The organism is Nonomuraea roseola (genome assembly GCF_039535395.1).
GTDB classification, from domain to species: Bacteria; Actinomycetota; Actinomycetes; order Streptosporangiales; family Streptosporangiaceae; genus Nonomuraea; species Nonomuraea roseola.
The window spans coordinates 752394-776975 of sequence record NZ_BAAAXC010000014.1; the positions used below are offsets into that span (position 1 = coordinate 752394).

A 24582-nucleotide genomic window follows, 5' to 3' on the forward strand; every position below is an offset into this window, starting at 1 on the left:
CTTCTCCGCGATTGCATGAGACGACACAGAGGAGGACGTCATGATCGTGGTCGGGATGATGGTTCGCGTGCCGGTCTGGAGGCCGTCGACTGGGCCGCAGGAGAAGCGGCCCTTCGTGATGTTCCCCTGCGGGTGGTCCACGCCATACCAAGTTGGGCGTGCGAGACCGAGCAGGTCCGCTACGCCGAGGTCGCGCGGTGGATGCGCCAGGGAGGCGAGACCGTTCTGGCGGCAGGCGTGGAACGGGCCCATCGTCAGCAGCCGAAGCTGACGGTGGAGACAGGGATTCTGCCTGGAGACCCTCGCGCCGCGCTGATCCACGAAGGAGAGGCGAGATCGTGGACGAGCAGAACGAGATCCGCCAGCTGAAGGAGACGCTGGCGGGGTGGCGCGAGCGTCACCTTGTCCGCGGCCACCGCAGCAGGGCGGGTACGCGGCCGGCCGGCCGGACCGGGGATGCGGATCTTGTTCAGGACGGTGATGAATCGCGGGCAGTCGGCGACCTGTCCAGGCGTGAGCACGAAAGCCAGCGGCAGCCCGGCGGCGTCGACCGCGGCATGGACTTTGCTGCTTAACCCGCCTCGGGATCGGCCAAGCCCGGCAGCCTTGGCCCGGGCCTTGCGGCGTCGCCGCGTGGCGCCACGATCCTGGCCCGACGATGCGTTCGCGTCGTCCGCGTCGTCGGCGCTGGGTGTGGCCTGCGGCGCATCACCCGCAGCACCGGCGGCTGCTCCGGAAGCGGAGCCCCCTTTTCCTCGGTCAGCGCCTGCTCCAGCGCATCCAAGGTCTCTCCGGCGACCGCCAGCCCGGCCGACTCCTGATGCGCCCGCACGATCGTGGAGTCCACGCTGACCAGCTCCGACCCGACCTGCCCACGCGATGCGGCCTCGGCGATCAGCGCGTCCATCAGCCCTTGGAACACGCCGGCTTTGACCCAGCCGTTGAACCGGGAGTAGAGCGTGGATCAAGGCCCGTAGCGGTCTGGGACGTCACGCCAGCCGGATCCGGTGCGGAACCGCCACAAGATCCCGTTGAACTGATCACGCACCCGCCGTGGCAGCGGCCCGGTAGCCGCCACCGGCAGATGCGGCTCGATAAACGCCCACTCGGCATCTGTCACATCGAAGCGCGCCACATCCGAGTTCTACCAGCCACGGCCAGGCCCCCACTGGGCCTCACCTAGATCCGAACCCCAAATAGCTCCTAGGGCCTGTACGGAGTTGAGATCAGAGGGATCGCCTGCGCTTCGGTTACCGGTCCTGCTAGTGCACTTCCCCTCGTAACGTGGAGACCGAACCAGGAGAGGTTTGGTCGTGGCAGCAGTCACGCGGCGGCGCTTTGATCGGTGCCAGTGCCTAACGCTCGCCCGGAGTGACAACGCCGGATTCGTACGCTAGGACCACCGCCTGGACCCGGTCGCGCAGCCCGAGCTTCGTCAGGATGCGCCCCACGTGGGTCTTGACCGTGGTCTCCGACAAGAACAGCTCGACCCCGATCTCGGCGTTGGACGCGCCTCGGGCCAGGCTGAGGAAGACTTCACGCTCGCGCTCCGTGAGCACCTTGAGCACGGCGTCCGGGTCGGTGTTGGCCTTCGCGACGAGCCGCCCGATGAGCCGCCGGGTCGTGGCGGGCGCGATGATCGAGTCGCCCCGGTGCACGTACCGGATCGCAGCGATGATCTCCTCTCCTGGCGCGTCCTTCAACATGAACCCGCTCGCACCGGCGCGCAGCGCGGCCAGGACGTGCTCGTCGAGGTCGAACGTGGTCAACACCAGCACCTTCGGCGGGTTGTCCAGCCGCTGGATCTCCCGGGTGGCGGTGACACCGTCCATTCGGGGCATACGGATGTCCATCACCACCACGTCGACGCGCCGCGACTCCAACGCCTTCAGGGCCGCCAGGCCGTCAGCGGCCTCGGCGGCGACCTCCATGTCGGGCTGGGACCTGACGACCATGGTCAGGCCGTTGCGCAGCAGCTCATGATCGTCGACGATCATGATCCTGATGATGGGAGACTCCTCGGTTCATAGGGCACGGTGGCCGACAGTTCGAAGCCGGCGCCGGGACGTCTGCCGGCCTCCAGGGTGCCTCCCACCATGCTGAGACGTTCGCGCATCCCGGTCAGCCCGACGCCTGCCTCTTCGGCGGGCGGCCCGTCGCCGTCGTTCGTGATGGTGATGTGCAGTCCGTCCGGGCGCCACGCCAGCATCATGTCGGCCGCGGCCGTCGCCCCCGCGTGCTTGATTACGTTGGTCAGCCCCTCTTGGATGACGCGATAGGCGGTCAGGTCGACGGCGGGACGCAGCGGTCGGGCGTCCCCGACCTCCTGTACGGCGACGCGTACGCCCGTATCGCGCACATGGTCGAGCAGGTCGGAGAGGTCGCCGAGGCCCGGTTGCGGAGCGGTGCCGCCGTCGGTGCGTAGCACCCCCAGGAGCCCGCGCATGTCGCGCAGGGCCTCGCGCCCGACCCCGGCGATGGTGGCGAACACGCCCGCCCCGGGCGAGTCCGGATCGGACAGCCTGCCACCCTCCGCCTGGCTGACCATGACGGCGAGCGAGTGGGACACCACGTCGTGCATCTCGCGGCTGATGCGGTCGCGCTCCGCCCGCGCCGCCTCCTTCCGCTCCCGCGCACGGTCGGCCTCGGCGCGCTCGGCCTTCGCTCTGAGCTCGGACAGGAACAACACCCGCATCCGGCTGAGGCGGCCCAGCGACCAGAAGCACGCCGCCGCGGCGACCAGGCCGACCGACAGCCCGATCCGCCACGCGACCAGCTCGTAGGAGCCCGACGAGCCGCCCCACGAGGCCGGATTCCACAGACGCGCCAGGACCAGGACCACACCCGTCAGGGCGACGGCCAGGCAGAACAAGCTGGGCAGCAGGCCGAGCCGGCCGGACGCCGTGTAGAGCAGCAGCCCGAAGACCAACGTGCTCGGCAGCAGCACCGCCGGATAGTAGGCGCCGCCCGGGTCGTGCAGGGGCGGCAGCGCCACCAGCAGCAGCATCGCCACGGCGGCCAGTCCGTACGCCGCCAGCGGGCGCAGCCGACGCGGAACGACGCAACCATGCAGCACCAGTAGGCCGAGACCCGCGAGCAGGCGGAGCGACAGGGGACTGTCCGAGGCCCGGAGCAGGCTCAACGAGACCAGGCCGAGCGGCAGGACGAGCAGGACGGCGAGCATGGCATCGGCGCTCACCTGATGCCGGTTGAGAAACGAGTCCACCACGGCGCCGGCAGGGGACGGGGACTCTCGCACGCCCACCATTATGGTCGGCGTACGTGAGCGAGGTGCCGGCGGCGGGAGAGGTACGCCAGCGCGGCCACCGCCAGGGCCACACCCCACAGCGGCCACAACATCTCAGGCAGCCAGGCGCCCAGCTCGTCGGCCGCCCCCGCCGGGCCAACCTGCTCGCCGGTGAGCTTCTTGCGGACGTACATCAGTCCGGCGGAGGTGATGGGGAGGGAGACGGCCAGAGCCGAGTAGGCCGGGAATCGCGCCGGAATCGGCCGCCCGCGCAGGAACGGCACCCAGCGCGGCCAGATCTCGCCCCACGGCCGGACCAAGCCGACGGTCAGGACCGCGCCGACGAGACCGAGCGTGCTGAGACCGGCGCCGATCGAAGTGATCTCGGCGATGTAGGCCAGGAACTGGTCGCTGATGCCGACGGGCACGCCCAGGAGCCAGCCGAAGCGGGTGACGGCGTAGACGACGGGGACGGCGACCGCGACAGCGGTCGCATACCGCCCGATCCGTAGCGCGCCGGCGGCGCTGCCGGGCCGCCCGGGCCCTCCGATCAGCGCGCGCGTCCCCAAGAGCATCAGGCTGACGCCGGCCGCCATCAGGATGAGCAGGTTGACGCTCGGCCACGTCAGCATGGTCGCGATCATCGAGAACTCGGCCTGGCCGGCGAGCGCGGCAGCCAGCATCACCGGCAGGTACCCGGCGGTCATCATGATGCGCACGTCGGGCAGGAGCACCGCCAGGCCGACGCCGGCCACGACGGCCACGACGGCGGGGGCCCGGTTGAGTGGGCCTCTGGCGGCGAGCACGGCGACGACGCCGGCCACCAGCGCCGACATCGCCAGCACGCCCCCGCCGGCCGCTGCCGGAAGAGGGTCGAGCAGGGTGTTGCCCGCGCCCGCACGGCTGGCGTCGAACGGATATCCGGGCCCTCCGAAAGCCCAGAGCAGGCCGAGGGCCAGATAACTCGCCGACCAGACGACGATGATCAGGGCCGGCACGATCGTACGGCGGCTTCCTGGAGGAGAGGTGTTCACCCTGCCTAATCTGCCGCCGCGGCGGTGCCCCGCACATCGTCACCGGGTCTCGGCCGGCTCCTCCGGAGGTCGCGACGGCGTCGTCCCAGAGGAGGACCTCACACCGCGCATCGCCGCCGGATTGCAGTCCTGCGTTCTGAGTCCCTGCCTCACCGACAATGCGGCCGCCACATTCTGTTTGGGCCTGTACGGAGTTGAGATCAGAAAGATTCGCCTGCGCGGTGGTTCGCTGTCCTGGTAGGCCATCGCCATGGCGCGTGGAGAGCTCATCGATGGCCTTCCCCTTCTAGCGTGGAGACCTGACCTAAGGAGAAGGTTGGGTCGTGGGAGAGACCAGACGCAGGTTCGATCCGGATTTCCGGGCGGGTGCGGTGCGCATCGTGCGGGAGGAACTGGCGGCGCTGCGGCGGGAGAACCGCCGACTGCGTGAGGACGTCGACGTCCTCAAGCGAGCGACGGCCTTCTTCGCGAAGGAGACCCGGTGAGCGTTCACCCGTTCATCGAGGCGGAAAAGTAGGGCGGCCACAACGTCAAACGGGCGTGTGAGCTGCTGGGAGTCTCCCGTGCCGCCTTCTACGCGCGCCGCCAGGCCGTGCCCGGTCCTCGCGGCGCGCGACAGGGAACTCGGCGAGCGCATTACTCAAGTGCACCGCCACTCGCGTGGCACCTACAGCGCCCCTCGCATTCATGCGGTCTTGCAGGGCGAGGGTGAGCGGTGTGGCCTGCGGCGGGTGGCCCGGCTGATGCGCGCGGCCGGGCTACGCGGCCGTCATCGGCGCCGCCGTCCGGTGACCACGATCGCCGATCCTGGTGCCGCAGTTCGGCCCGATCCGATCGGCCGGGACTTCGAGCCGGACGCGGCCGCACGCTCGAGCCCATCCTCCCTGGGGGCCAGGCCTGCCTGTGCCCGAGCAGCCGCCATCCGATCGCGCGGCGAGCAGAGGCACCAGCAACACACCGAATTTCGTCATAGCAGCAGGTCGAAGACACGAATTGTGCGTGTCCACTCCTCGCTCGCCGGGTTCTTGCGACCAGGCTCTATGACTCTGATCGCCCTGGCGAGCGCCACGGAGAGCCCACCCGCCACGGCCGGTAGCCGGGCCTCGGTTTCTTCGCTGAGCGACAGATCCAGCGGAGGCAGCGCCGCGAGCTCCGCCAGGATCGATGCCAGGTCCAGTTCCTCGTCCAGGTCCCGGAAATCATGCATGCTCTCCTGCAGTCCTTTGGTGATGGGCAGGTCCCAGGGCTGGATGATGTCGCGCCGGTTCGACTTCGCGGCGGCCTCGGCAACGATGAGCATGTCGTACAGTTTGCGGTTGACGAAGTCGCTGTAGCGCTTGAGGTCGGTCTTGTCCACGTCGAGTCCCGCGGCGGCGCGGAAGAAGTGCTCGAACCTGGTAACTGCGATCACGGGCATGTGGATCACCGTCTTCCTTGACTGCCTGTGCTGGTGAATCTTTCGTGCACCAGGCGTACCGCCATGGCGCCTTCTCCGACTGCGGACGCGACCCGCTTGACCGAGCCGCTGCGAACGTCGCCGGCGGCGAATACGCCCAGGTGCCCGGTTTCCAGGGGGAGGAAGGGGTCCCAGGGGGACGTGCCCTGGCCCGTGACAACGAAGCCGCGGTCGTCCAGCGGGAGGGTCCCCTTGAGCCATTCAGTGTGCGGCTCGGCTCCGATGAAGGCGAACAGCGCGCTGGTCTGGATCTCCAGGAGTTCTCCTGTTCGCGTGTTGTGCGCGCGGACAGCCCGTAGCGTGCGGTCTCCGAGCAGTTCGCCTACCTCGGTGTGGTACATGATTTCGATGCCAGGAGTTCGGTCGATCTCGTCGGCGAGGTAGCGGGACATGCTCGCGCGTACGTCGCCGCCGCGCACGAGCATGCGCACCGACGACGAGTTACTGATCAGGTAAAGCGCCGCCTGGGCCGCGGAGTTCCCGCCGCCGACGATGACCACGGGAGATCGCCGGCACATGCGCAACTCGAACGGTGTCGCCGCATAGTAGACGCCGGATCCTTCGAATTTTTCCAGGTGGGGAACGTCAAGCTTCCGATAGCGGGCGCCGGTCGCGATGATCACTGCGTGGGCCCTCACGGCGCACTCGCCCTCCACGATGATGCCGTAGTGGCCCTCACACGGTTCCAGCCCACTCACCTCGGCGGGGACGGTCAGGCGGGCGCCGAACTTGCCTGCCTGGATGACGGCACGCTCGGCGAGCTCGGCACCCGAGATGCCCGTGGGAAAACCGAGATAGTTGTCAATGCGGGACGAGGTGCCCGCCTGGCCGCCCGCAGCTACGGCATCGAGCACGACAGTTGTCAGGCCGTCAGAGGCCGCGTACACGCCGGCGGCCAGGCCAGCGGGTCCCGCGCCTACGATGATCACATCGCATACGGCGTCGCTCGACGCGGGGACAGGCAGGCCGATGGTCTTCGCCAGTTCGGCCGTGGTCGGGTTGCGCAGCACCTGGTCGCCGTGCCAGATCACCACCGGGGTGTCGTGCGGGGAGATGCGCAGCTCGCGCAGAAGCGCGTCCGCGGCTTCGTCCTCCTCTAGGTCAATCCATCGGTGAGGGATCCTGTTGCGTGCGGCGAATTCGCGCAGCCGCCGGGCATCGGGTGAGTATCGGGAGCCGATGATGCGGAACCCGGCGTCCAGACCGATCAGCAGGGCGCGGCGGGTCAGGTAGGACCGCAGGATGAGGTCGCCGAGCGCCGGGTCGCCCGCCACGAGCGTCCGCACCTCGTCGGCCGGCACGGCCAGCACCTCGCCGGGCTCCCGCACGACCGCCGTCACGAATCCCGCCTGGCCGGTGAGGAGGCCGAGTTCGCCGAGGAAACGTCCGGGGCCGTGGACGGCGATCGTCCGCTGTTTCGCGCCGTCCCCCTCGACCACGGCCACCTTGCCCCGCAGGATCACGATGAACTCACGGGCCTGCTCGCCCTCCCGGTGCAGAATGTCGCCCGGCGATACGGATCGCCGCTCGCCGTGCCGCGACAGCTCGGCGATCTGCTGCTCGTCCAGCCGGGGGTAGGCCCCGCACAAGTCCGGTGTCTCCACGCAGGAGGGCTCTGTCATGACGGAGCTCGCACTGTGTCCTCGACCCACTCGCGCAGCTGCGGCACAGGCGGCGCGCCTGCGCGTTGCGCCACGACGCGGCCCTCGTGCAGCACCATGAGTGTCGGGACGGCCGTGATCGTGTATCGGCGGGCGAGGGCCGGAGAGCCGTCCACGTCGACTTTGACGAGTTTGAGCCGTCCCGCCATCTCGCGGGCGAGCTGTTCGAGTGCCGGGGTAACTGTCCGGCACGGCGCGCACCACTGCGCCCAGAAGTCGACGAGGACGGGAAGGTCGGCGCGTTCGGCGACCTCGGCGAAGGTGCTGTCGTCAGCCTCGGCGATCCACGGCAGCGGCCGGTGGCAGACCCCGCACAGGGGCCTGCCTCGGTAGGCGTCGGGGACCCTGTTGGGTCTGCCGCAGTTGGCGCAGTTCACGGTGTGCATGTCAGGTCCTGGGCGGATAGAAGGTGACGTTCAGCTCACCCTTGTCGGCGCCGACCGTGATGGTCGATCCGTCGGGCACGTCGCCGGCGAGCAGTGCGCGTCCGATCCTGGTCTCCACCTCGCGGGCGATGAACCGGCGCAGCGGCCGGGCACCGTAGACGGGGTCATAGCCCTGGTTGGCGATGAGCCGGCGTGCGTCCTCGGTGACCTCCAGGGTGAGCCGGCGGCTGGCCAGGCGGTTTCTGATGTCGATGAACATCAGGTCCACGATGCGTTCGATCTCGGCCTCGGTCAGAGGCTTGAATAGCACGATGTCATCCACCCGGTTGAGGAATTCGGGTCGGAAGTGCATGCGCAGTTCCCCCATCACGCTCTCGCGTGCCTGGGGCTTGATCTCCCCGTCGGCGGTGACCCCGTCCAGCAGGTGCTGGGAGCCGATGTTCGAGGTCATGATGACCACGGTATTGCGGAAGTCGACCGTGCGGCCCTGCGCGTCGGTCAGCCGCCCGTCGTCCATGACCTGCAGCAGCGTGTTGAACACGTCCGTGTGGGCCTTCTCGATCTCGTCGAACAGCACCACCGAGTACGGCTTGCGCCGCACCGCCTCCGTGAGCTGACCGCCCTCCTCATAACCGACGTAGCCCGGAGGAGCACCGACGAGCCGGCTGACCGTGTGGCGCTCCTGGTACTCGCTCATGTCGATGCGCACCATGTTGTCCTCGGTGTCGAACAGGGCCGCCGCGAGGGACTTCGCGAGCTCGGTCTTGCCGACCCCGGTGGGTCCGAGGAACAGGAACGATCCGATGGGGCGCCGAGGATCCTTGATGCCGGAGCGAGCGCGGATGACGGCGTCGGCCACGAGCCGCACGGCCTCCTCCTGCCCGATGATACGTTCGTGCAGGATTTGATCGAGCTTGAGCAGTTTGTCCCGCTCCGCCTCCTGCAGCCTGGTCACGGGGATGCCGGTCCAGCGGGAGACGATGGACGCGATCTCGTCCTCCGTGACGACCTCGCGCAGCAGCCGGTGGCCGTTCTGCCGGGTGCCGAGCCGCTCCTCCTCTGCGCGAAGCCGGCGTTCCAGTTCGGGGAGCCTGCCGTGGCGCAGCTCGGCGGCACGGTTGAGGTCGTAGGCACGTTCGGCCTGTTCGGCCTCCCGCCGCACACTCTCCAGCTCCTGCCGCAGGCTCTGCACCTTGCGCAGGGCCGACCGCTCGGCCTCCCATTGCGCCCGCATCGCCTCGGCCTCGGCACGCGAGGCGATCAGCTCCTTGCGTAGCTCTTCCAGGCGGGACCGGCTCGCGGGGTCGTCCTCCTTGGCCAGCGCGGCCTCCTCGATCTCCAGCCGCATTACCTTCCTGGTGAGCGCGTCGAGCTCGGCCGGCATGGAGTCGATCTCGGTGCGGATCACCGCGCACGCCTCATCGACCAGATCGATGGCCTTGTCCGGCAGGAACCGGTCGGCGATGTAGCGGTGACTCAGCGTCACCGCTGCGACGAGCGCGCTGTCCTGGATCTTCACGCCGTGGAAGACCTCCAGTCGCTCGCGCAGACCGCGCAGGATCGATACAGCGTCCTCGGCCGAAGGCTCGTCGATCAGTACCGGCTGGAACCGCCGCTCCAGGGCGGCGTCCTTCTCGATGTGCTGGCGATACTCCTGCACCGTGGTCGCGCCGATCAGGTGCAACTCGCCGCGCGCGAGCATTGGTTTGAGCATGTTGCCCGCGTCCATGGCACCCTCGGTCGCCCCGGCGCCGACCACCGTGTGAAGCTCGTCGACGAACAGCAGGATCCGGCCCTCTGCCGCTTTCACCTCGTTCAGCACGGCCTTGAGGCGTTCCTCGAACTCTCCGCGGTACTTGGCTCCCGCGACGAGCGCGCCCATGTCCAGGCTGAAGATGGTCTTGTCGCGCAGCCCCTCTGGGACGTCTCCGCGGGTGATCCGCTGGGCGAGCCCTTCGACCACGGCCGTCTTGCCGACGCCCGGGTCGCCGATCAGCACGGGGTTGTTCTTGGTCTTGCGGGACAGGATCTGGATCACGCGGCGGATCTCCGTGTCGCGGCCGATCACGGGGTCGAGCTTGTCCGCGCGGGCGTCGGCGACCAGGTCGCGCCCATACTTCTCCAGCGCCTCGTAGGCGACCTCGGGCATGGCCGAGGTGACCCGCTGGTTGCCCCGGACGGCGGTGAGCGCCTGCAGGAACCGGTCCCTGGTCACACCCTGGCCGTGCAGCAGCCGCCCTGCCGCAGTCGCGGAGCCCTCCTCGATCAGGGCCAACAGCAGGTGCTCGACCGAGACGTATTCGTCCTTGAGCCGGCCCGCCTCCCGGTCCCCGGCGTCGAGCAACCGGGCCAGGCGCTGAGTGAGGAACACCTGGCCGGGCGCGGCGCCTGGGCCGCTGACCTTGGGCCGTCGCGTCAGCTCCGCCTCCAGATCGGCGCCAAGACGTTGCGTGTCGGCACCCGCCTGTTGCAGCAGCCGGGGCGCCAGCCCCTCGGGCTGGTCGAGCAGGGCCAGCAGGAGATGCTCCCCGTCGACTTCGGTGTGACCGTGCCGCAGCGCCTTGGTCTGGGCGTCGTGCAGGGCCTCCTGCGTCTTCTGCGTCATCCTGTTCGGGTCCACTCCAAGTCCCCCTAGCGTCGTGGCAAAGGGCCGCGCAGGGCGGTCTCGAGCTCCGCGATCCGGTCGAGGAGGTCGATCACCACGCCGATCGCGGCGTAGTTGATGGACAGGCCCTCGTGCAGCCGCTGAATGCGGGCGGCCGCCGTGACCTGGGAGGGGATGAAGCACAGCTCCCCTCTGGCGTCCCTGTCCGGCTCCAGCAGTCCGAGCGTCACCAGCCGGCGGACGATCTCCGGGTGCAGTCCCGTGGCCCGCGCGTAGGAATCGAGGTCGAGCCGGGCCGGGCGTGCCAGCGCGTAGATCACGAGCGCCTCCTCGGGTCGAACTGCGATGCGGCAGCGAGCTGCTCGAACAGGCGTCGCTCCGCATCGGTGAGCGTGGCCGGCACCATGATCCGGACTTCGGCGAAGAAGTCGCCCGCAGGGCCGCTCGGGTTGCGCATGCCGCGCCCTCTCAAGCGCAGGCGACGGCCGCTGGACGTGCCCGGCGGCACTCTCAACTTCGCCTCGCCTCCTGGTGTGTCGATAGGCACCGTGGCACCCAGTGCCGCCTCCCACGGAGCGAGCGGCAGGGTGGTGTGGATGTCGCGGCCCTCCACGCGATACCGGGGATGGTCGGCGATCTGCACGATCAGGTGCAGATCACCTGCCGGCGCTCCGTCGCTTCCTCGCCCGCCCTGCCCGGCGAGCCTGATGCGCTGCCCGTTCGTGACCCCCGGCGGGATCGTGACGTCCAGCCGCCTGCCACCAGGCAGTGTGATTCCGCGACGGCCGCCGCGGTAGGCCTCCTCGACGGTCAACGTGAGCTGCGCCTCCTGGTCTGCACCGGGCACAGGGCCCCAGCGCTGCCTGCCACGGCCGCCGAACATGCCGCTGAGCAAGTCGTCCAGGTCAACATCTGTGTCGAACCCAAAGCCCTCGGCCGGTGCCGACCGCCATGTGCCGCCCGAAGCGCGCGTGCCTGCGCGGGCGTAGTCCGCGGGGTCTACATGGGGCGGCACCTGGCGGAAGTCGTGGCCGAAGGCGTCGTAGCGGCGACGCTGCTCAGGGTCAGAAAGCACAGCGTAAGCCTCCGAGATCTCTTTGAACCTGTCCTCGGCCCCCGGATCTTTGTTCACGTCCGGGTGGTAGGCGCGCACGAGCTTGCGGTAGGCGCGCTGGATCTCGTCGGTGTCGGCATTCCTGTCCACGCCGAGCACCTCGTAGAAGTCCCGCCGTGCGGCCATCACTCCGCCTTCTTCGCGACGGCGACTCTTGCGGGCCGCAGCTGCTGCTCGCCCTCGCCATAGCCGGGCCGCAGCACCTCCACGACGGTGCCAGGCTCGACATCGGTCCGTTCGACGGCTGCCATCGCCTCGTGGCGCACCGGGTCGAAGATCACGCCCGTCTCGTCGTGTCGTGGGTAGCCCAGGTTGGACAGAACGGCGACGGCCTGGTCACGCACCGCTCGCACACCGTCGAGCACCGCCTTCGCGTCGCCGTCGCCGCGGCCCGCATGGCTCAGCGCGAGCTCGAGATTGTCCAGGACGGGCAGCCACGCGGCGGCGACCCTGGCGCGTTCCTCGGCCCGCAGCCGCTCCTTGTCGCGGGAGATCCGCTTGCGGAGGTTATCCAGGTCTGCGACGGCGCGCAGCCACCGGTCCTCCAGCTCCGCGAGTTTGGCGTCCGTCTCCGCTGACGCGGCGGCGGCCTCCTCACGGGGCTCCTTCCGGACCTCGGGTACGTTCTCGTTCATGTCAGTCGGGCTCCGAGGTGGTGAACTCCGCGTCGATCACGTCGTCGCCCGGGACGTTGTCCGCTTGGGCCTGGGGCGGCACCCCAGGCGTCTCCGGCTGGCCACCGACGGCGCCGAGTCCGTGGTACACCTGCTGGAGCTCGCCGCTGAGCGACCGTAGCCGGTCGATCGGCGCCTCTTCCTTGATCGCCTGGCGGGCCTCCTCGACGAGCTGCTCCGCACGTGCCTTCTCGTGCACGGGTACGGCGTCCCCAAGCTCCTGTAGCCGGCGCTCCACCTGGTAGGCGACCGAGTCCAGCTCGTTGCGCGCGTCGATGGTCTCCCGGAGCCGGGAGTCCTCGGCACGGTGCTGCTCGGCGTCCGCGACCATCCGCTCGATCTCCGACTTGTCCAGGTTGGAGCTCTCGCTGATAGTGATCCGCTGCTCGGCCCCGGTGTCCTTGTCCCGGGCGGAAACGTTGAGTATGCCGTTGGCGTCGATGTCGAAGGTGACCTCGATCTGCGGCACCCCTCGTGGCGCGGGCCGGATGTTCTCCAGCCGGAAGCGCCCAAGCACCCGGTTGTCGGCAGCGCGCTCCCGCTCACCCTGCAGGACCACGATGTCCACGGCGCTCTGGTTGTCCTCCGCCGTAGAGAACGTCTCGCTCCGGCGGGCCGGGATGGTGGTGTTGCGCTCGATGACCTTGGTCATGAGCCCACCGAGGGTCTCGACACCGAGCGAGAGCGGCGTGACGTCGAGCAGCACGACGTCCTGCACCTCGCCCTTGATGATGCTCGCCTGGATCGCCGCTCCGATGGCGACCACCTCGTCCGGGTTCACCGTCATGTTGGGGTCTTTGCCTCCGGTGAGCCTGCGGACGAGGTTCTGGACGGCGGGGATCCGGGTAGATCCGCCGACGAGGATGACCTCGTCGATGTCCGCCGGCCTGAGCTTGGCGTCCTTGATCGCCTGCTCGACGGGATGGATGCAGCGTTCGACGAGGTCGGCGGTGATCTTTTCGAAGGTGGACCGCATGAGCGTGGTGTTGAGGTGCTTGGGCCCAGAGGCGTCCGCCGTAATGAACGGCAGGCTGACCGTGGTCTGGGTCACCGACGACAGCTCGACCTTGGCCTTCTCTGCCGCTTCGAAGAGGCGCTGCAGCGCCTGCGGGTCCTTGCGCAGGTCGACGCCCTGCTCTCGCTGGAACTCGTCAGCCAGATGATCGACAACCCTGCGGTCGAAGTCGTCGCCGCCGAGATGCCCGTCGCCGGAGGTGGCGCGGACCTCGACGACCCCCTCACCGATGTCCAGAATGCTGACGTCGAACGTACCGCCGCCCAGGTCGAAGACCAGCACGGTCTCGTTGGACTTCTTGTCCAACCCGTACGCCAGGGCGGCGGCGGTCGGCTCGTTGATGATCCGCAGGACCTCGAGGCCGGCGATGCGCCCCGCGTCCTTGGTGGCCTGGCGTTGGGCGTCGTTGAAGTACGCCGGCACGGTGATGACCGCCTCGGTCACTTTCTCGCCGAGATACTTCGCCGCGTCGGCGGCCAACTTGCGCAGGACGAGCGCCGAGACCTCCTCCGGCGCGTACTGCTTGTCGCCGACCTGGAAGCGGACGGCTCCCTCCGGCCCTTCGACGATGTCGGACGAGACAGCGTGGATCTCGCTCTCGACCTCGTTGTAGCGACGGCCGATGAACCGTTTGGATGAGTAGATCGTTCGCTTCGGGTTCAGTATGGCCTGGCGCCGCGCGAGCTGACCCACCAGGCGCTCGCCCTCGGAGGTGAACGCCACCACAGACGGGGTCGTGCGTGATCCTTCCGCGTTGGGGAGCACCGTGGGGTGACCGTCTTCGGTAGCGGCGATCACCGAGTTCGTGGTGCCGAGGTCGATGCCTACTGCCTTCGCCATTGCTCGTTCGCCTTTCCGAGGAGCTCACGGGCCCTGGCCGCGTGCTCAGAGTCGACGAGGACTTCGTACTTGTCGGCCACCAGGCCGGTCTCGGAGACGAAGTCCCTTCGGCCGCCGTGTGCTGCGTGCGCGATCAGGCCGAAGAGCGCCCCGGCGACCGCGCCGCCCAGCAGTCCCCATAGGACCAGGGCGACCATGGACGTGGCCGTGGTCGCGAAGATCCCGAAGAACAGCCCGATGAGCAGGCCGAACCAAGCTCCGCTCAGCGCGCCCCAGCCGGCCGCGCGCAGGTACGTCATGCGCGCGAGGACGTGCTCCACCGAGCGCAGCCCCACGCCCACGATCAGCGTTCCATGTACGGGGAACCCGTGATCCGAGAGGTAGTCGACGGTCTTCTGCGCCTCCTGGTACGTTTGGTAACTGACGAGCCGTTCTCTGTTCGCCGTGACGGAACCGGTCGGCGCGACGGTCATGGCTCCCCCTCTCCCCGCCTCAGGCGGTCACCTCGATGTGCCGGGGCTTGGCAGCCGCCGCCTTCGGAACGGTGATGGTCAGCACGCCGTTGGACAGACGCGCCTCCACCCGTTCGGCGTCAACCTCTTCCGGGAGCAGCGTGCGCAGCTCGAAGCTGCCGGTTCTGCGCGTCTTGCGGTGCCGCCGCTGACGCTCGTGCTCCTCGATCTGCCCGGTGACGATCAGTTCGCGCTCGGAGAACTGGACGTCTATCTGATCCTTCTTCACGCCGGGAACGTCGACCTCCACGACATACGAGTCCTCGGTCTCCGAGATGTCAGCCATGGGAGTCCACACGCCTGTGGGCCCCTCCGCGGCGAACTCTCCCAGGGCTGAGTTCATCAGTTGCCCCAGCCGGTCGTAGACGTCCTCGAACTCGCGCATCGGGTATGTCTCGCCGCCCCTGCGGCGCATTGCCAGCAGTGCCATCGGTCCCCCTACTGGGATGGGGGTTCGGGTTCAGTACTTACAGTTCTGACCCTTGTCTGCGAGCAGGGCGGTCACATCCCCCACGCGTGTAGTTTCGGCGGCTCAGTTTTGCCTCTCATCGTGCGACCGGTCGGGGCCGACACGTCCCTGCGTCACCGCGAGGCGTGTGAGCTCGACGCGGGAGCCGATGGTCAGCTTGCGGTAGACATGCCGCAGATGGAACGCGACCGTGTGGACGCTGAGGAACATCTGCTCGGCGATCCGCCGGTTGGTCCATCCGTCGACGGCGAGCAGCGCGACGGCGTGCTCGGTTTCCGTGAGACTGCCCCAGCCGGAGGCCGGCCGCTGAGTGTAGTGCCAGTGGCGGCGGCGCACCCCCATGCCGCGCAGCCTCCGGCGAACGCGTGCCGCGTCCCTGGTGGATCCGATGTCATGGTAGATCGCCAAGGCCCGATCCAAACTGGTGACCGCCTCCTGCTGCTCCCCTACGGCTTTCAGCGCCACGCCAAGATCCTCCTCGGCCGAGGCCTGCGCCCATACGTCCCCGATCTGCTCGGCAGCGAGGGCGAGAGCCTCGCGATCGCCATCGAGCAGGCCCCGGGCGTGCGCGGCGGACGCGGCCAGCATCGGGAAGCCCAAGCTGGCGTGACTGAGGGCCTCCGCCATGGTGACGATGGACTCGGCTGTTGAACGGTCTCCCGCGCCCATGGCGACCCGCACCATCCACGCGCTCATCGTCGAATCCATGGCGAGCAGCGAAGACGGCTCCTGGAGCGGGCCGGGGAGAGCCGTGAGCAAGGTCATTGCGCTCTGGGGGCCGTCGCGCGCCTCGGTGACCTGGGCTGCCAGCAGGGCGTGCCGCGCACGTGCTTCGCTCGATCCCTCAGCGGGGGCCGCGACACGTCGCATTGCTTCTCGCAGGTCGCCCCGCCGGAGAGCGACGGCGGCGAGCACGCAGCTGGCCACCTCGGCGGCCAGCGGCATGTTGTGAACGGCGGCGAGGCTCAGAGCTTTTCTCCCTTCGGTGACCGCACCGTCGAACCGGCCTGCGGCGAACTCGGCGCGAGCCTCCAACGCCGCGACGTCCGCCGCCCAGGCCAGATGGTCATGAGCAAGCATGTCCGTGCGTGCCTGCTGGAGCATTGCCCGCGCCTCGTCGAGACGGCGCACATCGATGAGCATCGCCGCGATGGTGAGACAGGCCTCGTAGCGGCGTTCGTCCGGCCGGTCCTTGCTGGCCAGCAGCCAGGCGTCCTCGGCCAGTGCAAAGGCGTTCGAGAGCCTGCCCTCGTCCCGCTCGATTGTGGCGAGGGCGGTCAGCGCGGCGACCGTGACTGTTGGACCGTGCCCGGATTCGCCCTCGATGATCTCATCCGCGTACGCCCGTACGTAGTCGTCATGCAGGCGTGTCATGGCGTACAGCCTCACGACGACCGCGCGGTCGCGCACGTGATGCCAACGGGCCGGGAGGGCCAGCACACTGTCGGCCTCGTGGATCGCCTCGTCGCCCCTGCCGGTCCGGTACATGATGTCCGACAGCAGGCATCGCAGTTCCGCCACGTTCTGTGCGGAGCGATTGTCGGCGAGACGTTCCTGGACCATGTTCTCGGCCTCCTCCAGCCGCCCATCGGTGACCGCCGTGTGGACGGCAGCGGCCGAAGCGGTGAAACGGGCGCCCGCCGGTTCTAGGCCTGGGAGAGCGCCGGACTGACTCAGCAGTGCATCCCGCACTGGCGGAGGAACCCATGTGGCTGTGACGGTCCCGACCAGCTCGTAGCGGAAGGCGAGCCCACGCCCGGTGACGTCGAGAATGCCCGCCGCCGTGGCTTCCTCGATGGCGGAGAGCAACGCGGCCGGTGTGGTGCCGAGCAACGACGCGGCCTGCTCGATCGGCAGCGGCCTGCCGAGCACGGCGGCCGTCTCCACCAGGCTTCTGGCCTCCCCGCCCAGGGCATCGGTCCAGCGTCGCACCACCGTTCGCAGCCGGGCGGGCAAATGGGCACGTGACATGGCCCCACAGGACACGTCGAGGCGGCCTTCGTCGCGCAGGCCGGCGAGCAATTCGATGATCAGCAGAGGATTGCCCCCGGCACCGGCCACCAGCGCACGCGTCGTCGGATCGGGCGGCCTCCCGAGAATGTCCGTTGCCAGCTCCGCGACGGCTTCCGGCGAGAGCGGCGCGAGCGTCACCCGCGCGGCGCCATTCCGCTCCAGGAGGCCGAACAGGGAGGCGGCCCGGCCATCGTTCTCGGCGGTCGAGCCGCTCAGCAACCAGCCGACGGGCCGGGTCGTCAGCCGGTCGTGTAGGACACGCACGGTCTTCAGCGTCGCCGGTTCGGCCCGGTGCATGTCGTCGAACACGGCCAGCACCGGCGCTCCGGCCCGCTCTTCAAAGCCCTTCGTCAGGCGGTCCAGCAGGTGCGCCGGTGAGCCGACGGACTCTGCCTCAAGTGGGAGGTCGAGGGCCTCCAGCAGGAAGCCGCACGAAACGAGTTCGCCGAGTTCCTCCACGCTGCCGCAGATCACGCCGACGCCATAGTGGGGAGCGGCACCGGCGGCTTCGTTCAGCAGCCTGCTCTTGCCCGCCCCAGGTTCACCGTCTACGAGTAGCGTGCCGGTCCCGCCTTGTCGCAGCGTGCGAAGCAGCCCCTCGACCTGGCGCCATTCCCGTTCGCGTCCCCGCATCTCGTCCCCTCCGCAGGAGCCCTTTCCGGCGCCGGAGCGCCGAACCCCATGCCTGTCGAGATCTTTTGTGCTCGGCGCACTACATGTCTTGGGGATGTGGACCGGAGGCGGCTGGAGCCAGGGTTGTAGTGCCGCAAGAGAACGCGAAGGGGTGAACGAGATGGCGGAGACCGGTTATGCGCCGTTCAACCGGACGGTGGACAAGACGAACCGGATCCTGCGGGAGATCGAAGAGGCGCACGGTTGGTCTGCTGAGCACCGGAACCGATCCTACGCCGCCCTCCGGGCGGTGCTTCACGCGCTGCGCGACCGGCTGTCCGTCGAGGAGAGCGCGCACCTCGCCGCCCAACTGCCGCTGCTGATCCGTGGTCTCTATTACGACGGCTGGCGCCCCGGCGCGGTTCCGGTGAAGGTCGACCGCGAGGAGTTCCTCGAACGTGTGTCAAGCGGGGTGGACTTCGAATTCCAGGAGAATACGGAGGATCTCGTCAAGACAGTTTTGCAGGCGCTGAGAAAGCACATTACCGACGGCGAGTGGGAGGACGTGAAATCCAGCATGCCGAGGGACCTGGCTTCGGTGCTGCCCTAGCGGTCAGGTCTTTCGCCGTCGCCGCAGGGCGCGGATGAGCCGGAGCGGCAGGAGTCCCACCAGGGGGGCTCGCCTGCCGAGATCGTCCCGGTCCTCTTTGTCGAAGGCCTCGGCGTAGCGGCGGGCATCCTCGGCGGAGGCGTACCGTTTGGTGCCGCCTGACTCGCAGCCTCGCTGGCACTGCCAGCTCATCGTCTCCCGTTCGCTGGTGAACCGGAACCGATGCCCGAGAACCCGACAGCGAAGCATGTAGCCACCGTACAGCGCAGCACGGCCAGGGCTGCGCCGACCCGCCATCCGTCGGTGTTACGTGAAGGAGCCTTGACCATGACCACAGAGTGGCTTGGCACCGTTCGAACCGATATCCCCGCCCGCCTCGACCGCATGCCCTGGGCCGGATTCCACTGGAAGGTCGTCCTCGGGCTCGGAACCGTGTGGATCCTCGACGGACTGGAGGTGACGATCGTCGGCGCGGTCGCCTCCCGCATGACCGAACGTGGCAGCGGTATCGCCGTGAACACCGCCGACATCGGCACCGCAGCAGCCATCTACGTCGCCGGAGCGTGCATAGGGGCTCTCCTGTTCGGCCAGCTGACCGATCGTCTCGGCCGCAAGAAGATGTTCATGGTCACGCTCGGGCTTTACATGGTCGCCACTGTGGCCACCGCCTTCGCCGTCCAGCCCTGGCACCTGTTCCTCATGCGCTTCCTGACCGGGATGGGCATCGGCGGGGAGTACGCCGCGATCAACTCGGCCATCGACGAGCTCATCCCGGCGCGCAACCGCGGCCAGGTGGACCTCGCCATCAACGGCAGCTACTGGGTGGGCGCCACCATCGGCAGCGTCGCCGCGCTCGCCCTCCTCAGCCCGCTGTTCTCGCCGAGCCTCGGCTGGCGGCTGGCCTTCGCCATTGGCGGCGTCATCGGGTTCGCGATCATGGTCACCCGCCGACACCTCCCAGAGAGTCCGCGCTGGCTGTTCATCCACGGGCACGCCGAGGAGGCCGAACGGATCGTGAACCGGATCGAGGCGGAGGTCCGCGCGGAGACCGGTCAGGAGCTCCCGCCCCCCGGCTCTGCGATCACCGTCCGGCAGCGTAAGGCAATCCCCTTCCGCGAGATCACCCGGGTGGCCATGGAACGCTATCCGCGCCGGATGATCCTGGGCCTGGCTCTCTTCGTCGGCCAGGCGTTCCTGTACAACGCCGTCACGTTCGATCTCGGGACGTTGCTGAACGGCTTCTTCGGCGTGACGTCCGGGAACGTCCCGTACTTCATGGCCGTTTTCGCGCTCGGGAACTTCCTCGGTCCCCTTGTCATGGGGCGCTGGTTCGACACCGTCGGCCGCATTCCGATGATCGCCGGCACCTATCTGGTCTCCGCCGCCCTGACCGCCCTGATCGCCGTGCTGCTCATGAACAAGGCGCTGACCACAGGCTCGTTCATGACCCTGATCGCGCTGACCTTCTTCGTGGCCTCGGCGGGAGCGAGCTCCGCCTACCTCACGGTGAGCGAGGTCTTCCCGATGGAGACCCGGGCCCTGGCCATCGCCCTGTTCTTCGCGATCGGCACCGCCATTGGCGGCGTCACCGGGCCGGCCCTGTTCGGCCAGTTCATCCACAGTGGCAACGTGAGCCTGGTGGCGATCGGGTTCTTTATCGGAGCGGCGGCGATGGCCATCGGCGGCATCGCCGAGTTGCTGTTCGGCGTCCGGGCCGAGCAGCAGTCGCTGGAGAACATCGCCCGCCCGCTGACGGCGGAGGAAGAAGAGATGGAGCCCGCCGAGCGCGAGTCCCTGCTCCGGGCCGAGCACGAGCATGGCCTGAGCATGGAGAGCAGGCGTGAGGCGGCGGAGCGCAGGGAGCGGGCCCGCCTGCGCAGCAAGCGCCGGAGGACGCTGGAGAGCGCAGGGGCCCGACGCTTCCGCCCAGGTCCCGGGACCAGGCTGTACTCGCCAGGCGCGATCGGCACCAGTGGGACGGCCAGCCGGCACGCCGCCATCGCCGAGGAAGCCCTCGATCGGGAGATCGACGAGGTGGCTCACGCGCTGGAGCACCACGGCCCTGCGGATCGCGACACGCTCGCCGAGCGCGTCCACGGCCGCACGTGGGGACCGGGCCGCTTCCGCGCCGCCCTGCGCCAGGCGGTCCGCGAGGGACGGGCCCAGGAGTCTTCCCCTGGCAGGTACAACCAGCCGGAGAAGTGAGCCCGGCTCAGTCCGCGTATCTCACCCGGCCTCGGTGTGCTCGTCCGGACGGTAGCCGTACGCGCGGCCTATCGCACGACGGCGTCATTCCAGCGACCGCTCCCAGCGTCTCCGGCCACGGCCATCGAGTCCGCTATGCAGAACAGCTACAGGTAGTCGGCCAGGGAGACGGTACTGTGCAGCATGCTCCCCAGTGATGAGAGCTAGGAGATCGGCAACCACCGCAGGAGAGGAATCACCGCGTGGGGCGCTCCAACGGTGCCTTCACCTGCGCCAGGATGTCACAGCGCGTGTTCCGGTCCTCCCGGGTATGACCCTCTCATGGGGACCTTCCGGAGTACTCACCGATGCTGGCGCGGCTCGGGCAGCTACCGCCAGCGGCCGAAGATGACCTGTTCGGCTACGAAATGAAGTGGGACGGCGCACGGTCGCTCGGCTACGTGCACGGCGCCGCGCTCCGGCTCATCTCGCGCAACGGCCTCGACGTCACGGCCGCCTACCCGGAGCTCGGACGCGGCGTCTCGGCCAGGGAACTGGCGGAGTACCTCGGCCACGCGGACCCGGCCTTCACTCTTCGCGTCTACGCCCACATGATGCCTGGCTCCCATGACCGCGCCAGGCACGCGATCGACAGCCGACTGTTCAAGCCTCGGCCTACCAGCGCCAGCGAGGAGGGCTTGGCCTAGCTCTCCTGCAAGATCTCCATCGCGCGGACCACGTCAATGACGACGCGGTCCGCTTCGTTATGCTCGCTCGCCGTGGCGTCGCGATTGATCCAGATCGTTCGGAGCCCAGCCGCACCGCCGCCCTCAATGTCGGCGCCGAAACGGTCACCGACCATCCAGCCGCCTTCCGCGAGACTCGCGCCACATCGCCGAGCGGCGATCTCGAACAGAGCCCGCTCAGGCTTACGGACGCCTTCATGGCCGGACAAGGCATAAGCGTCCACAACGTCGGCCAGGCCTGATCGCTGAATCTTTCCGAGCTGGTTGTCCGCTGTTCCGTTGGTGACGATCCCTACCTTCCATCCAGAGGCCAGCAGGCGTCCTAGACCTTCCAGAACGTCAGCTCGGCATTGGACGAGATGAGGCATACGTCGGCGGTAGGCCATCCACAACTCTTCGACTGACCCGGAAAGGACGAATCGCTCCCGCACCTTGAGGAACTGGATGGGTTTCCTCCAGCCATGTCGCCTGAGCCCCGCATGGTCAGCGGTCCACGCGCTGCAAGCTCGATGAGATCCCAGAAACCGTCGATGTACACGAGGTGTGATCGTGGCAGTTCAAAGCAGAGCCTGCATAGATCTTGCCGTTGGCGGTTACGCGGGGCACGCGTCTGACGGAACAGCCACGGAACAGCGGCGCAACCCAACCTCCATGACGATCCTCGTCGCTGGACTTTGATCAACGAACGGGCAGGCCGGTGACCGCGCGGCCGATGATCAGGCGCTGGATCTCCGAGGTGCCCTCGAAGATGGTGTAGATCTTGGCGTCGCGATGGAAGCGCTCCACCGGGTGTTCCCGGGTGTATCCCGCCCCGCCCAGGATCTGGATCGCCTGTTCCGTCACCCACACCGCCGTCTCCCCCGCCACCAGCTTGCACATAGAACCCTCCGCCTGGTCGAACGCCCTTCCGTTGCGCGCCATCCACGCCGCCCTCCACGTCAGCAGCCTGGCCATGTCCACCCGGGTGGCCATGTCTGCCAGCAGGAACGCGATCGCCTGGTTCTCGCCGATCTTCCTGCCGAACTGCTCGCGTTCGCGGGCGTAGTCGCGGGCGTACTCGAAGCCGGCGCGGGCGATCCCCACCGCCATGGCGGCCACCGAAGGGCGGGTGGTCTCGAAGGTGCGCATGGCGGCCTGCTCCCCCGCCCTCTCCCCGTTCCGTACGCGTGCCAGGCGGGCGTCGAGCTTGTCCTGGCCGCCGAGCAGGCAGGAGGCGGGCAGCCGTACGTTGTCGAGGACCACCTCGGCGGTGTGCGAGGCGCGGATGCCGTGCTTGCGGAACTTCTGGCCCATGGACAGCCCGGGGGTGCCGGGCGGGACGACGAACGAGGCCTGCCCGCGGGTGCCGAGCTCCGGATCGACCGAGGCGACCACGACGTGGACGTTGGCGATGCCGCCGTTGGTGGCCCAGGTCTTCACGCCGTTGAGGATCCAGTCTCCTGAGGCGTTCCGTACGGCACGCGTGCGGATGGCGCCCACGTCCGATCCCGCGTCGGGCTCGGAGGCGCAGAAGGCGCCGAGCTTGACGTCGTCGGGGGTGCCGAACATCTGGGGCAGCCACTCCCCCATCTGCTCGGGCGTGCCGCCGGAGGACAGGGCGGCGGCGGCGAGGCCGGTGCCGACGATGGACAGTCCGATGCCCGCGTCGCCCCAGAAGATCTCCTCGAACGCCACGGGCAGGGCCAGCCCGCTCTCCTCGAACCACTGGGTGGCGAAGAAGTCGAGAGAGTAGAGGCCGATCTTGGCGGCTTCCTGGATGACCGGCCAGGGGGTCTCTTCGCGTTCGTCCCATTCGGCGCCTGCTGGGCGGATGACGTCGCGGGCGAACTCGTGCACCCATTTCCGCACATCGATGACGTCGTCGCTGAGTTCTGGACAGAAGCCGGTCATCCCGCCACTCCCGCTTACGTGGTCCTTTATCCCGGTATGCCCAAAATCATGGCGTTACCGGTGGTAACAGGGCCGACTCTACCCGCCGCCGTCCCGAACCCGCCACCCGCGGCGACCCTGACAGGGAACCTGACCACCGTCACCGGCACCATGGCCGAGGACGGCCGGGGATCAGGGTGGCCGCGGGCGAGCTCGCGCAGGTCTCCCGCCTGCTGAAGGACGCCTCCGAGATGGCGCTCACCCGTCGGCCTCCGTGCTGGCAGTCGGCTCGACACCTTCCAAGCCGAGCTCACACCCGGCGGCCTCCTGCCGCCAGTCGGGTCGACACGAGGACGGCCAGTGCGCCCACGATCATGACGCCCGCCAGGCCGTACATGAGCAGGTCGAAGCGGGAGAACGCGGCCGCAGCGAGCGGGCCGAGGCTGCTGCCGACGGCCAGGAAGAAGGAGAACAGCGCCAGCGCGGTGCCGCGTGAGCCCTCGGCGAGCGAGGCGATCGACTCGTTGAGCGCGGGAAGGCCCGCGGTGATCGCGGCGACGTAGAGGGCGAGCAGCAGCGCCAGGCCGACCGCGCCAGGACCCGTCGCGCCGGTGACGGCCAGGGTGAAGGCGCCAAGAAGCAGGAAGACGGTCGCGCGGACCGGTGCCGACAGGCGGGCCAGCCAGGGCGTGAGCAGCGGGATCAGCAGGATCGACGGCAGTCCGCTGGCCCTGAGGCCGAGCAGCTCGCCGGAGGAGGTCACGACGCCGGACAGCTGAAGCCCGGTGTAGACGGCGACGAAGCCGCCGAGCAGGACGAGCACGGCCAGGTAGCGCAGCGCCAGAGCGGGGTTGGCCAGCAGCGAGGGCACGACCCTGTAGGTCGCCATGAGCGAGCCGCGCTGCTCGCGCGGCCGGTCGGGCGACATGACGGCCCGCAGGCCGAGCCAGGCCAGCGTGAGCCCGATCGCGGACAGGACGAACAGTCCGCGCCAGCCGACGGAGCCGACCAGGAGTTGACCCGCGACCTGCAGCAGGACGGCCGAGGCCAGGAAGGCGCCGGTGATCGCGCTGATGGCGACGACTCTGCGGCGGGGTTCGACGGACTCTCCCAGGTAGGCCATGCCGGCGGGCGGGAAGGTCGCCACCGCCACCCCCTGGACCAGTCGTAGCGCGATGGCCACGCCAGGATCCGAGCTGATCGCCACGAGCGCGGTGGCCACGGCGGCGAGGGGCATGCCGAGCATGAGGAGCCTGCGCCTGCCGATGCGGTCGGACAGCGGTCCGAACAGCAGGAATCCGACGGCGTAGCCGATGGCGAAGGCGGTGACCAGCCAGGTGAGTGCGCCTGGATCGGTGTGCCAGCCGACCGCCATGTCGGGCAGGAGCGGGATCACGACGTACAGCTGGCCGCTGACGAGCAACGCGGTCAGGACGAAGACGGTCAAGGTGGGCGCGAATGCGGGCGCCACGGGGGCGGGACGGCTCAAGGTCGCGGTACTCATGGGTCGGACAGTAGCCAACCAACTAGTTGGA

At 68.8% G+C, this 24582-nt stretch carries 25 protein-coding genes and 2 pseudogenes; 6 read left to right on the plus strand and 21 right to left on the minus strand.

The genetic code is table 11. The features are described from left to right. Window positions 1-15: 15 nt before the first annotated feature. The gene (locus tag ABFX55_RS21955; protein ID WP_346123775.1) at window positions 16-369 is read left to right on the plus strand and encodes a universal stress protein; all 354 of its coding nucleotides are present in this window, start codon (window positions 16-18) and stop codon (window positions 367-369) included. Between the two features lie 125 nt (window positions 370-494). Here ABFX55_RS21955 and ABFX55_RS21960 read toward each other — a convergent pair. The 6 genes and pseudogenes from ABFX55_RS21960 to ABFX55_RS21980 all read right to left on the minus strand — a co-directional run. Further along, window positions 495-596 (minus strand): annotated as a pseudogene (locus tag ABFX55_RS21960) (IS5/IS1182 family transposase); the annotation flags it as partial. After that, window positions 572-907 carry a hypothetical protein gene (locus ABFX55_RS21965; RefSeq protein WP_346124130.1) on the minus strand — a complete coding sequence of 112 codons (336 nt, stop codon included), beginning with the start codon at window positions 905-907 and terminating at the stop codon, window positions 572-574. The gene ABFX55_RS21965 and the pseudogene ABFX55_RS21960, both read right to left, overlap by 25 nt. 57 nt (window positions 908-964) lie before the next feature. Next, the gene (locus ABFX55_RS49895; RefSeq protein WP_379478986.1) at window positions 965-1135 is read right to left on the minus strand and encodes a transposase; all 171 of its coding nucleotides are present in this window, start codon (window positions 1133-1135) and stop codon (window positions 965-967) included. Between the two features lie 220 nt (window positions 1136-1355). After that, entirely contained in the window at window positions 1356-1997 is a 642-nt protein-coding gene (locus ABFX55_RS21970) for a response regulator transcription factor (RefSeq protein ID WP_346123777.1), read from the minus strand. Then, a complete protein-coding gene (locus tag ABFX55_RS21975) occupies window positions 1994-3259 on the minus strand; it encodes a sensor histidine kinase (protein ID WP_346123779.1) in 1266 nt (421 codons plus the stop codon). The genes ABFX55_RS21970 and ABFX55_RS21975 overlap by 4 nt, the downstream gene beginning before the upstream one ends. Before the next feature lie 8 nt (window positions 3260-3267). Next, window positions 3268-4281, minus strand: coding sequence for a hypothetical protein (locus tag ABFX55_RS21980; protein ID WP_346123781.1), 1014 nt, complete (start codon window positions 4279-4281; stop codon window positions 3268-3270). A gap of 323 nt (window positions 4282-4604) precedes the next feature. Between ABFX55_RS21980 and ABFX55_RS21985 the strand changes: the two genes are divergently transcribed. Then, window positions 4605-4766 carry a hypothetical protein gene (locus tag ABFX55_RS21985; RefSeq protein WP_346123783.1) on the plus strand — a complete coding sequence of 54 codons (162 nt, stop codon included), beginning with the start codon at window positions 4605-4607 and terminating at the stop codon, window positions 4764-4766. Window positions 4767-4844: 78 nt separating this feature from the next. Next, window positions 4845-5054, plus strand: a pseudogene (locus ABFX55_RS49900) (IS3 family transposase); the annotation flags it as partial. 194 nt (window positions 5055-5248) lie between these two features. Here ABFX55_RS49900 and ABFX55_RS21990 read toward each other — a convergent pair. The 11 genes from ABFX55_RS21990 to ABFX55_RS22040 form a co-directional block, all read right to left on the minus strand. Next, window positions 5249-5698, minus strand: coding sequence for a DUF1931 family protein (locus ABFX55_RS21990; protein WP_346123785.1), 450 nt, complete (start codon window positions 5696-5698; stop codon window positions 5249-5251). A gap of 5 nt (window positions 5699-5703) precedes the next feature. After that, the gene (locus tag ABFX55_RS21995; protein WP_346123787.1) at window positions 5704-7341 is read right to left on the minus strand and encodes an FAD-dependent oxidoreductase; all 1638 of its coding nucleotides are present in this window, start codon (window positions 7339-7341) and stop codon (window positions 5704-5706) included. A gap of 14 nt (window positions 7342-7355) precedes the next feature. Continuing rightward, window positions 7356-7784, minus strand: a complete 429-nt coding sequence (gene trxA, locus ABFX55_RS22000) for a thioredoxin (protein WP_346123789.1) — start codon at window positions 7782-7784, stop codon at window positions 7356-7358. Window position 7785: 1 nt separating this feature from the next. Further along, window positions 7786-10389, minus strand: coding sequence for an ATP-dependent chaperone ClpB (gene clpB, locus ABFX55_RS22005; protein ID WP_346123791.1), 2604 nt, complete (start codon window positions 10387-10389; stop codon window positions 7786-7788). 26 nt (window positions 10390-10415) lie between these two features. Further along, the gene (locus tag ABFX55_RS22010; RefSeq protein ID WP_346123792.1) at window positions 10416-10709 is read right to left on the minus strand and encodes a chaperone modulator CbpM; all 294 of its coding nucleotides are present in this window, start codon (window positions 10707-10709) and stop codon (window positions 10416-10418) included. After that, on the minus strand, window positions 10706-11602 hold the full coding sequence (locus ABFX55_RS22015; RefSeq protein WP_346123794.1) for a DnaJ C-terminal domain-containing protein: 897 nt from the start codon (window positions 11600-11602) through the stop codon (window positions 10706-10708). Before ABFX55_RS22015 ends, ABFX55_RS22010 begins: the two co-directional genes overlap by 4 nt. A gap of 26 nt (window positions 11603-11628) precedes the next feature. Beyond that, entirely contained in the window at window positions 11629-12138 is a 510-nt protein-coding gene (locus ABFX55_RS22020) for a nucleotide exchange factor GrpE (RefSeq protein ID WP_346123796.1), read from the minus strand. A gap of 1 nt (window position 12139) precedes the next feature. Then, the gene (gene dnaK / locus ABFX55_RS22025; protein WP_346123798.1) at window positions 12140-14032 is read right to left on the minus strand and encodes a molecular chaperone DnaK; all 1893 of its coding nucleotides are present in this window, start codon (window positions 14030-14032) and stop codon (window positions 12140-12142) included. Continuing rightward, window positions 14017-14505 (minus strand): general stress protein, encoded by a 489-nt coding sequence (locus ABFX55_RS22030; protein WP_346123800.1) that lies wholly within the window; start codon window positions 14503-14505, stop codon window positions 14017-14019. Before ABFX55_RS22030 ends, dnaK begins: the two co-directional genes overlap by 16 nt. Before the next feature lie 19 nt (window positions 14506-14524). Then, window positions 14525-14929: an Hsp20/alpha crystallin family protein gene (locus ABFX55_RS22035; protein WP_346123802.1), complete on the minus strand. Its 405-nt coding sequence runs from the start codon at window positions 14927-14929 to the stop codon at window positions 14525-14527. Window positions 14930-15076: 147 nt separating this feature from the next. Further along, a complete protein-coding gene (locus tag ABFX55_RS22040; RefSeq protein WP_346123804.1) occupies window positions 15077-17659 on the minus strand; it encodes a LuxR C-terminal-related transcriptional regulator in 2583 nt (860 codons plus the stop codon). A gap of 160 nt (window positions 17660-17819) precedes the next feature. On the opposite strand from ABFX55_RS22040, the gene ABFX55_RS22045 reads away from it, so the two are divergent. Then, on the plus strand, window positions 17820-18248 hold the full coding sequence (locus ABFX55_RS22045; protein WP_346124115.1) for a DUF2267 domain-containing protein: 429 nt from the start codon (window positions 17820-17822) through the stop codon (window positions 18246-18248). 3 nt (window positions 18249-18251) lie between these two features. On the opposite strand, the gene ABFX55_RS22050 is transcribed toward ABFX55_RS22045, so the two are convergent. After that, window positions 18252-18440, minus strand: coding sequence for a hypothetical protein (locus tag ABFX55_RS22050; RefSeq protein ID WP_346123806.1), 189 nt, complete (start codon window positions 18438-18440; stop codon window positions 18252-18254). A gap of 135 nt (window positions 18441-18575) precedes the next feature. Between ABFX55_RS22050 and ABFX55_RS22055 the strand changes: the two genes are divergently transcribed. Then, window positions 18576-20453, plus strand: coding sequence for an MFS transporter (locus ABFX55_RS22055; RefSeq protein ID WP_346123808.1), 1878 nt, complete (start codon window positions 18576-18578; stop codon window positions 20451-20453). A 347-nt stretch (window positions 20454-20800) separates the two neighbouring features. Then, the gene (locus ABFX55_RS22060; protein ID WP_346123810.1) at window positions 20801-21139 is read left to right on the plus strand and encodes a DNA ligase-like domain-containing protein; all 339 of its coding nucleotides are present in this window, start codon (window positions 20801-20803) and stop codon (window positions 21137-21139) included. On the opposite strand, the gene ABFX55_RS22065 is transcribed toward ABFX55_RS22060, so the two are convergent. The 3 genes from ABFX55_RS22065 to ABFX55_RS22075 all read right to left on the minus strand — a co-directional run bounded on the left by ABFX55_RS22065 (window position 21136) and on the right by ABFX55_RS22075 (window position 24551). Further along, window positions 21136-21609, minus strand: coding sequence for an HAD family hydrolase (locus ABFX55_RS22065; protein ID WP_346123811.1), 474 nt, complete (start codon window positions 21607-21609; stop codon window positions 21136-21138). The genes ABFX55_RS22060 and ABFX55_RS22065 overlap by 4 nt on opposite strands. 247 nt (window positions 21610-21856) lie before the next feature. Next, a complete protein-coding gene (locus ABFX55_RS22070; RefSeq protein ID WP_346123813.1) occupies window positions 21857-23068 on the minus strand; it encodes an acyl-CoA dehydrogenase family protein in 1212 nt (403 codons plus the stop codon). A gap of 289 nt (window positions 23069-23357) precedes the next feature. Beyond that, window positions 23358-24551 (minus strand): MFS transporter, encoded by a 1194-nt coding sequence (locus tag ABFX55_RS22075; RefSeq protein WP_346123815.1) that lies wholly within the window; start codon window positions 24549-24551, stop codon window positions 23358-23360. Window positions 24552-24582: the final 31 nt, after the last annotated feature.

What these genes read in the sequence shown, in the direction of transcription:
- ABFX55_RS21955 (WP_346123775.1), top strand. Translation starts at nt 16, where the DNA reads ATGAGACGACACAGAGGAGGACGTCATGATCGTGGTCGGGATGATGGT.
- ABFX55_RS21965 (WP_346124130.1), bottom strand. Translation starts at nt 907, where the DNA reads ATGGACGCGCTGATCGCCGAGGCCGCATCGCGTGGGCAGGTCGGGTCG.
- ABFX55_RS21970 (WP_346123777.1), bottom strand. Translation starts at nt 1,997, where the DNA reads ATGATCGTCGACGATCATGAGCTGCTGCGCAACGGCCTGACCATGGTC.
- ABFX55_RS21990 (WP_346123785.1), bottom strand. Translation starts at nt 5,698, where the DNA reads ATGCCCGTGATCGCAGTTACCAGGTTCGAGCACTTCTTCCGCGCCGCC.
- trxA (WP_346123789.1), bottom strand. Translation starts at nt 7,784, where the DNA reads ATGCACACCGTGAACTGCGCCAACTGCGGCAGACCCAACAGGGTCCCC.
- clpB (WP_346123791.1), bottom strand. Translation starts at nt 10,389, where the DNA reads ATGACGCAGAAGACGCAGGAGGCCCTGCACGACGCCCAGACCAAGGCG.
- ABFX55_RS22020 (WP_346123796.1), bottom strand. Translation starts at nt 12,138, where the DNA reads ATGAACGAGAACGTACCCGAGGTCCGGAAGGAGCCCCGTGAGGAGGCC.
- dnaK (WP_346123798.1), bottom strand. Translation starts at nt 14,032, where the DNA reads ATGGCGAAGGCAGTAGGCATCGACCTCGGCACCACGAACTCGGTGATC.
- ABFX55_RS22030 (WP_346123800.1), bottom strand. Translation starts at nt 14,505, where the DNA reads ATGACCGTCGCGCCGACCGGTTCCGTCACGGCGAACAGAGAACGGCTC.
- ABFX55_RS22035 (WP_346123802.1), bottom strand. Translation starts at nt 14,929, where the DNA reads ATGCGCGAGTTCGAGGACGTCTACGACCGGCTGGGGCAACTGATGAAC.
- ABFX55_RS22040 (WP_346123804.1), bottom strand. Translation starts at nt 17,659, where the DNA reads ATGCGGGGACGCGAACGGGAATGGCGCCAGGTCGAGGGGCTGCTTCGC.
- ABFX55_RS22045 (WP_346124115.1), top strand. Translation starts at nt 17,820, where the DNA reads ATGGCGGAGACCGGTTATGCGCCGTTCAACCGGACGGTGGACAAGACG.
- ABFX55_RS22050 (WP_346123806.1), bottom strand. Translation starts at nt 18,440, where the DNA reads ATGAGCTGGCAGTGCCAGCGAGGCTGCGAGTCAGGCGGCACCAAACGG.
- ABFX55_RS22055 (WP_346123808.1), top strand. Translation starts at nt 18,576, where the DNA reads ATGACCACAGAGTGGCTTGGCACCGTTCGAACCGATATCCCCGCCCGC.
- ABFX55_RS22060 (WP_346123810.1), top strand. Translation starts at nt 20,801, where the DNA reads ATGCTGGCGCGGCTCGGGCAGCTACCGCCAGCGGCCGAAGATGACCTG.
- ABFX55_RS22070 (WP_346123813.1), bottom strand. Translation starts at nt 23,068, where the DNA reads ATGACCGGCTTCTGTCCAGAACTCAGCGACGACGTCATCGATGTGCGG.
- ABFX55_RS22075 (WP_346123815.1), bottom strand. Translation starts at nt 24,551, where the DNA reads ATGAGTACCGCGACCTTGAGCCGTCCCGCCCCCGTGGCGCCCGCATTC.